Genomic DNA, 7,905 nt, shown 5'->3' with positions numbered 1-7,905 from the left:
TTTGAATTTTCCGCTCCCTGATCCACGCAAAAAGACGCAAAGGAAAGCCAGTTATCTACTGGTTATCTTTCCCCTGCGTCTCTGGTGCTTCCATCATTGCTGATGTGCCCTTATCAGGTGGGCTGTTCATTTAATTGTCATTTTGTTTCTATGTAACAGATCTGTCAGATACGGAACACACCTTTGTCGGAACGCTTCCGTATCATACCTTCTGTATATTTCTTCAACATCATTACCCGTTTGCAGCGGTTACATTTGATCGTAATGCCCTGCAGGACGATCCGGTCATCGTCCTGACACAAGGTATAATCCATCATCCTCGCATTACATTCTCTGCAATGCAACTGCACTGTACTCCAATTCTTCTCCAATTCAGTTCAACTCCTCTACCATACAAAATTGCTATTACCAACACGCAACATTTGTACTTGCAAGGGAAAGGGAAATCAACCTTCGCAAGCCCATTTCTAGAGCCGGAAGTTCCGATGCGCCCTGTCCTGACGCTCCGACATTGCTGATCTTAAAGCCTGTTGACCATGGCAAGCCATAATCTGCTTAAGCTGATTTCTCCATGAACCACATATTGTTGTCCTCATAGAACAGATATACTTCTTTTCCGTCTACGACACATGTATATCGCATCCCGACACCGCCTGCCTTTAAGCTGGCTGCACGCCGGATGTCTTTCACTTTGCTGATCTCGTACTCTACTCCATCCTCCCATACAAAACTTTTCGGAAGGAGCATTCCACCCTTGGTAAATGTGGCATTCACATCTACATAAATTTTGTCTTCGTTCAAAGAACTGCCTCCTATTCTTAACTAAAATGTCCTTGCGGATGTAGGAATAAGAAAGCCTCCAATGAAAAAGAACCTTGGAACAATAAAAATGATAGTTTTGCTAAGGAAAAGGAGGATCATTATGGATAAAAATACAGTAGTTATCGCTATTGACCACGGTTGGTCAAATATGAAAACAGTACATGAGACTTTTACTTCCGGGATTCGTGAGATTACCACGGAGCCGGCATTGTTTGAAAATGTCTTGGAGAAAGATGGAAAGTATTATAAGGTTGGAAGTGAGCGATTAAAGGTCAAGGACAGCAAGGTGGAGGATGAAAATTATTATCTGCTTTCATTAGCTGCGACAGCCAAAGAGTTAGACCGGCTTGGAAAGAGAACTGCTAATGTTTACTGGGCAGTGGGACTTCCTCTTACCCGTTTTGGCAAAGAGAAAGAGGCATTTATCAAGTATCTGGATCAGAACCGGGAAGTAACATTTAAGTATGAGAAAAAGCAGTATCATATTACGATTAAACGGATTTCGGTATATCCACAGTGCTTTGCGGCGGTTGCCAGTCAGATCAGTGAGTTTCCGGCAAAGGTGCTTGTTGTTGACATTGGTTCATGGACCGTTGATCTGATGCCGATCATCAATCAAAGTCCGGATGAATCGGTTTGTGTGACAAAGAACTCCGGTATTATTACCTGTATCCAACAGATTAATAAGGAATGTGTCAGAAAGCTTAATTCAGAGGTGGATGAGTATGACATGAGGTGGAATTTACGGTAGAAGAAACTGGGGAGATCCAAAAGGTTGCAATGTCTGATGAAAGAGTGAAGGGAGCGGTTGAAATCTATAAAACGGACAGTAAGACAAAGTCTCCGATCAAGGGAGTAGAGTTTGAACTTCGTAATAAGGATGGAAAAGTGCTTGCAAAACTTACCACAGACAAAAAGGGATATGCTAAAACCGATCTGCTTGATATCGGCACTTACGATGAAGAGGGGAACTTCGAGAAAGATATTCCTTATTATGTCGTAGAGACAAAGGCTGCGAAAGGGTATGTGCTTGACACGACACCGCACGAAGTGCTGCTTCAGTATGATGACAGTGCTGTGGAGAATGTGGTTTATACACTGAAGCTGAAGAATAAGCCGGAGAAGCCGAAACTTCCGCAGACCGGTGGAGATTATAAGCCTTGGCTGTTTGGTGTAGCAGGAGGATTCCTGATCGGTGCGGGTATTTATCTGAACCGTAGAAGGAAAAGAAGAAAAGTTTGATAAAACTTCATATGCATTGTTTAGGGAGAGGCTATGAAAATAACCTCTCCTGTTTATTTTAGAAAGGAATGATAATTATATGATGGATTTTAATATGTTTCAGGAAGTAGTGAAAGATAATATCTTAAATTCACTTCCGGCAGAATATAAAGAGGCATCCGTATCTGTGCACGCAGTACCAAAAGTAAATCGGACATTACATGCATTGACGGTAATGCTGCCGGATCGCAATAAAGCGCCTAACATTTATCTGGAGGAGATGTATGAGCATTATCAGCAGAATGAGGATATCCAGACGACTTTGGCGGAAGTAGCAGATGCGGTTGTGGAAGCTACGAAAGAGATGAGCAAAGTAAATCCGGTGCTTGATGCTGACAAGATTCAGGATAATGTGGTCCTTTGTTTAGTCAATTCCACACAGAATGAGGAACTCTTAAAAGAGGTTCCCAACAGAAGCTTTCAGGATCTGTCTGTGATCTACCGATGGGTAGTATGTGTGGATCAGGATGGAATAAGAAAAAGATATAGAACACATATTTCGGTGTATTTCCACGATTTATCGGCGTATTTTTTATAAAGTTCTTTGTTTTATTCAACAAATATTTTACAAAATAAAAAGAGAAAAGATGATAATTACAGTTTCGATAACCATTACTCATCTTTTCTCTCAGTTTTCCGCCAATCCCACCAAATAAGGTTGGTTTAACCATACCTAAAATAGTACAATGCACCAATTTAATAAAATGTGTTTTTTTAACTGTTTATCACATTTTCCCATCATTTTTTACTCCAATCTGTCGTTAGTGCTGTCATACCATATCTAAAAAGTATCTTTTTACCATTTTTACATTTTATAAGTATGGCTACAACATACTTATAGGAGGTGGCGCTATGGCTCTCAACCCAAAACAGTTTGGCACTGTTATGAAAAATGCCCGTATGGATAAAAAACTCACACAAGCTGAATTGGCTGAAATTCTTGATCTTTCATTATCATATTTGAAAGACTTGGAGCGCTTTAAGAATACTCCCAGCCTTGAGGTTTTTGCCAAAACCATACAATATTTTAATTTATCTGCTGATACTGTAATTTATCCAGATAAAAACCTGAACAACAGTACATACCAAAAATTACAAAGACATCTACTTCAATGCGATGAGAAACAGCTTAAAACTCTCCTCGCAATCGCAGAAGCTGTCCTATCAGTCGATGACACTCGCACAGACAATTCTGATATTTAATTTTTGCTCTAATATTCAAGGTTCGTTTTGTCATAAAATGAACCTTTTCTATTATTTATTCAACTGTTCAAAAATATCATTTGCCACACTATCTTTTTCAATAATTCCCATACCACACAATAAGAACAGACAATCTATATATCCCTGACAATAAGCCTGTTGAGCCTCTAGTGATGCATTATCTTCCAAGCATTCTATCCATTTCTGAATAATTCTTTGTTCGGTTTCCTTCATATGCTTCATCCGCTCTTTTCCAATCGCCTGTATCTTTTCCAATTCATTTTTAGCATTTTTCTGTCCTGGTATCTGAATTATTGATTTTTTCGATAAATTTTCGCCACGCAATTGTTGCATAAATTTCGCCACTTGGTTCCATATCTGATCACTTTCCATATTTTCGCCTCCATTCTTGTATGTAGTATTTACATATTTAGAATTGTTACACCACACAGTTAAAAACGGATTTTAATCACAAGGCATATTTCTTACACTTGTAATATTTTAATTATTACACGCGTAAGATAAATAGTCAAGTTTTTATTTGACTTTGTATATAGTGGGCTTTATAATAAAATATGTATATTACACTCGTAAGAATTAGGAGGTGTCTACATGAGTGCATTACCACAAATATCAGAAGCTGAATATGAAGTGATGAAAATTGTTTGGAAGTATGCTCCTATTAACACAAATGAGATTACTGAAAAACTTTTAGCAACATCTTCATGGAGTGCAAAAACTATACAAACCTTAATCAAACGCCTTGTTAATAAAGGAGTTCTGACCTACGAAAAAGATAGCCGGGTATTCGTTTATTCACCTTTAGTGAAAGAATCTGATTATATTGATCAAAAAAGTAAATCTTTTTTAGAACGATATTTTCATGGGGATATCACCGCCATGTTATCCACATATATTGAAAATGACCACTTATCCGAAACAGAACTGGAAGATTTACGCTCTCTTCTTTCCAAAAAAGATCCTACAGGAGGTTCCACGCATGGATGAATTTATAACCCATTTTTTATTATGCAATATTGTTATCAGTATTATTATTGGCATTTTTTTAGTATCCAAGTGGATCTTTAAAAACACTCTGACAAGCCGGATGCAGTATAATTTATGGTATTTTTTACTTGTTCTGCTTTTAACACCATTTTTCCCAGTACAAAGTAAACAGTTTCCTGACCTTTTTTCCTGGCTCAATCATGTAATTATATCACCGGCATTTCAAACAGATCAAAATAAAACCGTAGTCTCCCCTGCAACCCTCTCCAATTCTTCTGACTGGATGAACGAATTTACTATCTCTGTAAATTCCAGCACTCCGACAATTATCAGAAGCATTTTGTTATGTGTATGGATTGCCGGTATGTTTGTAGTGCTCGTGTTGGTACTAAAGTCCTCACTGCAATTGCGTTCTTTAAAAAGATCCGCACTTCCTCTTCAAAATACCACTATATGCAAACTATATAAACAATGTTTATTCGAGATGAAAATCACAAGGAATATCCCCATTTATAGCACTGCTTTCCTAAAAACACCTATTATTACAGGCATTTTTAAAACCAGAATTTATATGCCAATTCATCTGATATCGGATCATCAGAAAACGGATGTGCGCTATATCTTGCTGCACGAATTACAACATTATAAACACAAAGACTCTCTTGCCAATTATCTAATGTTTCTTACAGCAATACTATATTGGTTTAATCCTATCGTCTGGTATGCGTTAAAAGAAATGCGTAATGATCGAGAGATTGCCTGCGATACTTCCGTTTTAAAAATGCTTGATGAATGCGATTATGAAAAATATGGAAATACACTGATTAATTTTGCTGAGAAGATTTCCTCTTCTCCTTTTCCGTTTGCTGCAGGTCTTGGTGGAAATATCAAACAGATAAAACGGCGTATCATTAGCATTGCTTCTTATAAAAATCCCTCTTTTCATAAGAAGGCAATTGGAATTATCGCCTTTATGCTGATTACTGCTGGAATTATAAGTTTTACTCCTTTTATTTCATCCTATGCTGCTATCAACGATCAATATAACTGGAATTATTCTTCAGAAAATATAACGCAGACCGATCTTTCTTCATACTTTAAGAATTATGAAGGCAGCTTTGTTTTATTTAATTCCAATCGTGATAGCTGGACTGTGTATGACATGGAACATGCCACCCATCGTATATCTCCAGACTCCACTTATAAAATATATGATGCACTTTGGGGATTAGAGGAAAATATTATTACACCACAAAACTCCCTACTTATATGGGATGGAAAAGACTATCCTTTTGAAGCATGGAATACTGATCTGACACTAGATTCTGCTATGGCAGCCTCTGCTAACTGGTATTTCCAGACAATAGATGAACGTCTTTCCCTTACTCGTATTCAAAATTATCTAAACAAAATTGAATATGGAAATAAGAATATAATGGGCGGATTATCTTCCTATTGGCTAGAATCCACCTTAAAAATTTCTCCTGTAGAACAAGTGGAACTTCTGAAAAAATTACAAACCAACAATTTAGAATTCCATTCCAACAACCTTCAGGCAGTAAAGAATTCCATTCTTCTTTCATCTGTCAATGATAAGAAACTTTACGGGAAAACCGGTACCGGACGCATAGATGACAAAGATGTGAACGGTTGGTTCGTAGGTTATATCGAAACAACAAATAATACCTGCTTTTTTGCCACCAATATCAGTGCAAATAGTGATGCTACTGGAAATAGTGCAGCACAAATCACCATGTCTATCTTATCTGACATGAATATCTGGAGACAATAAAAATTTCACATGTCTTTTAATTATCAAAGAGATTGGATAAACATACATTATAATTCTTTACCCAATCTCTTTATTTTTTCCTTATTCCGTGAAACTTACCATAGTGTTACATCCCTTTTTTTCAGCAATAATACCTGCTGGAAACTGATTTTCGCAATACATTTTATTTCACCCACTAGGTTAAACAAAATTTTGTTTTTTTACTGTATCATCATGCATTATCCTGTATAATGAAAGTATCAAAAGATAGGCGGAGGCAGTGCAATGAAGAAAATACACATTGAATTCAGCGATGAGCGGCTCATTACTCCCAGTGGTCTGGTATTCGTAGGGCAAATACTTGGAAAAAGCAGTTTTGTTAAAAAAATCAACCGTGCTCCAATTTCAAAAGATTATCTGCAGAAACAGATAAAAAAATGGAGACGTGCTCCTCACCTATATTGGTATGCTCTGTCAGGGAAAACCCCAGTATGAGGCTGTCCGTGAAATGATGGATGACCCTGACTACTACAAATACGCATTAGGCATCTCCTATGCGATTCCTTCCGCCGAAACACTCCGTCAGCGTTTTGACATGATCGGGGATTCCCTGCGCAAAGACATCCAGCAGGCAAATGTCGACATGCTGCGTGAAATGCACATAGAGCCGACAGCCCTGGATAACGGCTTTGTTCCTGTCGATATTGATGTAACCCCCTTTGACAATTCGAAATCCAATAAGGAAGGCGTATCCCGTACCTACAAGGGTTTTGACGGATATGCACCAATTATGGCATATATCGGCACAGAAGGATACCTCGTCAATCTTGAACTGCGGATTTGGAAACAGCACTGCCAGAAAGAAACTCCTGATTTCCTGAGAGAGACCATTGAACTGTGCAGACAGCTGACGGAAAAACCACTGCTCATCCGGCTGGATTCCGGCAACGATGCATCTGAAAACATAGGCATCTTTATGGAAGAAAGCTATAAATACAACAATGTGTCTTTCATCATAAAACGGAATCCCAGACAGGAAAGTAAAGAAGAATGGCTGGAATCTGTCAGGGAATGCTGCCAGAATATCCAGCATCCACGTGATGGGAAAACTGTTTATATCGGACAGACCTTCCGGAATGTGACATATTCCCTTTCTGATAACGAGGAGAAAACTGTCGGAATACGCACAATTTATGAGATCACGGAAAGAACCATTGACCGATATGGGCAGTATTTTATCGTACCCGATATAGAACTGGGCACATACTGGACAAACACTTCCCTGCCAGACGAAACAGTCATTGATCTTTACCATGCCCACGGAGAAAGTGAGCAGTATCACAGTGAAATCAAGACGGACATGGATGTTGAAAGACTCCCGTCGGTAAAGTTTGAGAGCAACAAACTGGTGCTGGAGCTGACAATGATCGCATATAATATCCTTCGAATCATAGGGCAGGAATCGCTGAAAAAGAAGGATGCTCCCGGCCGGAAGAAAATACATCGCCGAAGAATACGTACGGTGATCAGTAATCTTATGCAGTTTGCGGGACATCTGACAGAACATGCCGGCCGTCTGGTGCTGTCCATTGGAAGGAGTAATCGCTGGAGATTTACTTTCAAGCGTCTTTATGACAGCTTTGCATTCATCACCTGACAACAGGTAGCTGAATATGGCAATGGCAGCTGCACACAAATGGTGCAGTCTTTTTTTGAACGCAAAATTATGCAGCATTTTCAAAATTTAGTATACAATAACAAATATGGCAAACATTTCCTGTGTGCCTTTTCATTTTGAAACAAGGTTCACGGATTCAGGT

At 38.6% G+C, this 7,905-nt stretch carries 9 protein-coding genes and 1 pseudogene; 7 read left to right on the top strand and 3 right to left on the bottom strand.

Going from position 1 to position 7,905, the window contains the following annotated elements; translation table 11 throughout:
* Window positions 1-164: 164 nt before the first annotated feature.
* Complete coding sequence (locus DXB73_RS08900; RefSeq protein WP_118676443.1) at window positions 165-371, bottom strand: hypothetical protein; 207 nt, start codon at window positions 369-371, stop codon at window positions 165-167.
* A gap of 184 nt (window positions 372-555) precedes the next feature.
* On the bottom strand, window positions 556-747 hold the full coding sequence (locus DXB73_RS08895; protein ID WP_118690924.1) for a hypothetical protein: 192 nt from the start codon (window positions 745-747) through the stop codon (window positions 556-558).
* Window positions 748-922: 175 nt separating this feature from the next.
* On the opposite strand from DXB73_RS08895, the gene DXB73_RS08890 reads away from it, so the two are divergent.
* From DXB73_RS08890 to DXB73_RS08875, 4 genes are all read left to right on the top strand, one after another.
* Entirely contained in the window at window positions 923-1,573 is a 651-nt protein-coding gene (locus DXB73_RS08890) for a ParM/StbA family protein (protein WP_118690864.1), read from the top strand.
* Window positions 1,558-2,064 (top strand): LPXTG cell wall anchor domain-containing protein, encoded by a 507-nt coding sequence (locus DXB73_RS08885; protein ID WP_118690863.1) that lies wholly within the window; start codon window positions 1,558-1,560, stop codon window positions 2,062-2,064. Before DXB73_RS08890 ends, DXB73_RS08885 begins: the two co-directional genes overlap by 16 nt.
* 79 nt (window positions 2,065-2,143) lie before the next feature.
* Entirely contained in the window at window positions 2,144-2,641 is a 498-nt protein-coding gene (locus DXB73_RS08880) for a DUF5688 family protein (RefSeq protein WP_118690862.1), read from the top strand.
* Window positions 2,642-2,955: 314 nt separating this feature from the next.
* On the top strand, window positions 2,956-3,306 hold the full coding sequence (locus tag DXB73_RS08875) for a helix-turn-helix transcriptional regulator (RefSeq protein ID WP_118508048.1): 351 nt from the start codon (window positions 2,956-2,958) through the stop codon (window positions 3,304-3,306).
* Between the two features lie 51 nt (window positions 3,307-3,357).
* On the opposite strand, the gene DXB73_RS08870 is transcribed toward DXB73_RS08875, so the two are convergent.
* Entirely contained in the window at window positions 3,358-3,699 is a 342-nt protein-coding gene (locus DXB73_RS08870; RefSeq protein WP_022465863.1) for a hypothetical protein, read from the bottom strand.
* Window positions 3,700-3,918: 219 nt separating this feature from the next.
* Between DXB73_RS08870 and DXB73_RS08865 the strand changes: the two genes are divergently transcribed.
* The 3 genes and pseudogenes from DXB73_RS08865 (at window position 3,919) to DXB73_RS08855 (ending at window position 7,742) form a co-directional block, all read left to right on the top strand.
* Window positions 3,919-4,314, top strand: coding sequence for a BlaI/MecI/CopY family transcriptional regulator (locus DXB73_RS08865; protein ID WP_118508047.1), 396 nt, complete (start codon window positions 3,919-3,921; stop codon window positions 4,312-4,314).
* Window positions 4,307-6,106: a BlaR1 family beta-lactam sensor/signal transducer gene (locus DXB73_RS08860; protein ID WP_118677749.1), complete on the top strand. Its 1,800-nt coding sequence runs from the start codon at window positions 4,307-4,309 to the stop codon at window positions 6,104-6,106. The genes DXB73_RS08865 and DXB73_RS08860 overlap by 8 nt, the downstream gene beginning before the upstream one ends.
* A 264-nt stretch (window positions 6,107-6,370) precedes the next feature.
* Window positions 6,371-7,742: pseudogene (locus tag DXB73_RS08855) on the top strand (IS1380-like element ISClsp2 family transposase).
* The last annotated feature ends 163 nt before the right edge of the window (window positions 7,743-7,905 follow it).

The sequence above is a fragment of the Clostridium sp. OM05-6BH genome (assembly GCF_003481635.1).
Classification (GTDB): domain Bacteria; phylum Bacillota; class Clostridia; order Lachnospirales; family Lachnospiraceae; genus Butyribacter.
This window is presented reverse-complemented; position numbering and strand designations above follow the sequence as displayed.

Coding starts and splice junctions, on each gene's coding strand:
- DXB73_RS08895 (WP_118690924.1), bottom strand. CDS start 747: ATGCTCCTTCCGAAAAGTTTTGTATGGGAGGATGGAGTAGAGTACGAG.
- DXB73_RS08890 (WP_118690864.1), top strand. CDS start 923: ATGGATAAAAATACAGTAGTTATCGCTATTGACCACGGTTGGTCAAAT.
- DXB73_RS08880 (WP_118690862.1), top strand. CDS start 2,144: ATGATGGATTTTAATATGTTTCAGGAAGTAGTGAAAGATAATATCTTA.
- DXB73_RS08875 (WP_118508048.1), top strand. CDS start 2,956: ATGGCTCTCAACCCAAAACAGTTTGGCACTGTTATGAAAAATGCCCGT.
- DXB73_RS08870 (WP_022465863.1), bottom strand. CDS start 3,699: ATGGAAAGTGATCAGATATGGAACCAAGTGGCGAAATTTATGCAACAA.
- DXB73_RS08865 (WP_118508047.1), top strand. CDS start 3,919: ATGAGTGCATTACCACAAATATCAGAAGCTGAATATGAAGTGATGAAA.
- DXB73_RS08860 (WP_118677749.1), top strand. CDS start 4,307: ATGGATGAATTTATAACCCATTTTTTATTATGCAATATTGTTATCAGT.